The sequence below is a fragment of the Hydrogenivirga sp. 128-5-R1-1 genome, assembly GCF_000171895.1.
Genome location: NZ_ABHJ01000119.1, coordinates 1 through 2,478, shown reverse-complemented (window position 1 = coordinate 2,478; position 2,478 = coordinate 1). Strand labels below are relative to the sequence as shown.

2 protein-coding genes are annotated in these 2,478 nt (G+C 35.7%); one reads left to right on the top strand and one right to left on the bottom strand.

The genetic code is table 11. From position 1 onward, the window contains the following. Nucleotides 1-601, bottom strand: a 601-nt coding sequence (locus HG1285_RS04530; RefSeq protein WP_008288616.1) for a c-type cytochrome, incomplete at its 3' end; no start/stop codon positions are given. Nucleotides 602-777: 176 nt separating this feature from the next. Between HG1285_RS04530 and ilvB the strand changes: the two genes are divergently transcribed. Continuing rightward, nucleotides 778-2,478: biosynthetic-type acetolactate synthase large subunit (gene ilvB / locus HG1285_RS04535; RefSeq protein WP_008288615.1), on the top strand; the 1,701-nt coding region annotated here is incomplete at its 3' end.

Here is a 2,478-nt window from a genome sequence, read left to right as displayed (position 1 = left end):
AAGCTACAACAGCTTTTGCCTCTTTTTCCGATAAATGCATATTTGGCATTCTGCGGGTAAATGTTGGATATTTATCTGTATTCATAAGCCACTTTGCCATAGCCTCTTCTTTTGTTTTTGCGTTAACCATATTCTTTATAAGTAAATTCCATTTTGGGTCAAGCCATGCTTTTGTTAAATCTGGAGCGTAATAAGCACCGTTTCCTAAAAGTGTATGGCAGTCCATACACGCCCTTGACTGTATTGTCATTTTTCCAAGATTTAGGAGACTTTCTGCCTCACTTTTTGACCATATCTTCCCAAAAAATTTCTCCTGCCCCCCTATTTTTGGAACAAACCTGTGTTTTTCGTCTGAATATACATAGCTGATTTTTTTGTTTATAACGGTAGCATCAGGAATTCTGTCAGTTCCCATTGAAATTTTAGACAGTGTATCAACAGTCAAAACAAGAAGCAGGGCAACCATAATAATTGATGTTATTAAAGCAGTTCTTTTCCAGAAATTTGGTTCAAGCCAGCTTTTACCTCTTACAAAAATTGCAGATACTACAATAGATAGGAATATTGCAAAAATAGCAATTTCCAGCCAATTAAAATTCATTATTTTCCCCTCCAGATAAAAGTTTCTTTAATTTAATGTGTAAGTATTTTTTTGTTTTTTGTCAATAATAAAAAAAATAAAAATTACTATAATTTCTGATTTAAATTATACATTTTAAATATTAAGGGCTATAATATTAAAAAAACTTTAATGAAAATCTTTGAGGTGATAATAAAATGCCTAAGAAAAGAGGCGCTGACATAGTTGTAGATGTTCTCATAGAAGAAAAAGTTGATACAGTTTTTGGTCTTCCTGGCGGAGCAATAATGGAAGTTTACGATGCGCTGTTTAATGCTCCTTTTAAAAATATATTGGCAAGGCATGAACTTGCTGCATGCCATATGGCAGATGGATATGCAAGGGCTACAGGAAAAGTTGGTGTTGTAATGGCAACATCTGGACCTGGAGCTACAAACTTAGTAACCGGACTTGCAACAGCTCACATGGATTCTGTTCCACTTGTTGCAATTACAGGTCAGGTTCCAACCCATTACATAGGAACAGATGCTTTTCAGGAAGCAGACGTTACAGGAATCACAAGACCGGTAACTAAGCATAACTTTTTAGTTACAGATATAAAAGATTTAGCGCTAATATTGAGAGAAGCTTTTTATATTGCAAGGACAGGAAGACCAGGGCCGGTGTTAGTTGATATACCAAAAGATATAACCCAGCAGGTTTATGACTATAAAATGCCAACTTTAAAAGATGTAGAGGAAGCACTTCCGGGATATAAACCCCACTATGAAGGAAATATTGCTCAAATAAAAAAGGCAGCTAAACTGATTAGACAGGCAAAAAGACCTGTTTTATATGTTGGCGGTGGAGCTGTTGCTGCAGAGGCTCAGGAAGAACTTGTAAAACTTGCTGAAATGGCAAAAATACCTGTAACCACTACCTTAATGGGTAAAGGAGCATTTCCTGAAGACCATCCTCTGGCTCTTCATATGCTCGGTATGCACGGCACTTACTATGCAAATATGGCTGTTTATAACAGTGACCTTTTAATTGCAGTAGGTTCAAGATTTGATGACAGGGTTACAGGTAAAATAGATGAGTTTGCACCTGAGGCTAAAATTATTCATATAGATATAGACCCTGCTTCAATAAGTAAAACAATAAATGTTGATGTTCCTATTGTTGGAGATGTTAAAAAAGTTTTACAGAAACTCATAAAAGAGCTTGAAAGAAAACCTGTTGAGTGGGATGAAGCAAGAGAAAGCTGGATAAAACTTATAGAAAAATGGAAAATAGAACATCCATTAACTTATGATAGAAAAAGTAAAATAATAAAACCTGAATATGTAGTTGAAGAAATTTATAATATTACTAAAGGAGAGGCTATTATTACAGCCGGTGTTGGTCAGCACCAGATGTGGGCTGCAATGTTTTATAAATATAAATTCCCAAGACAGTTTATAAATTCTGGTGGTCTTGGAACAATGGGATTTGGCTTTCCAGCAGCAGTAGGCGCAAAAATAGCCCGTCCAGATAAAGAAGTTATAGCAATAGAAGGTGATGGCTCATTTTTAATGAATATTCAAGATATAGCAACAGCAGTACAATACAGAGTACCTGTTAAAGTTGCTATTTTGAATAACGAATTCTTAGGAATGGTTAGACAGTGGCAGGAGCTTTTCTACGACAGCAGATATTCATCTGTTTGCCTCTCAACACAGCCTGATTTTGTTAAACTTGCTGAAAGTTTTGGCGCAGTTGGACTTAGAGCAACAAAACCTTCTGAAGTTAAAAAAGTTTTAAAAGAAGCTATGTCAATCAACGACAGACCTGTTATAATGGATTTTGCAGTAGATAGAGAAGAAAACGTTCTGCCAATGGTACCTGCAGGAAAATCTTACAGGGAAATGATACTTCAC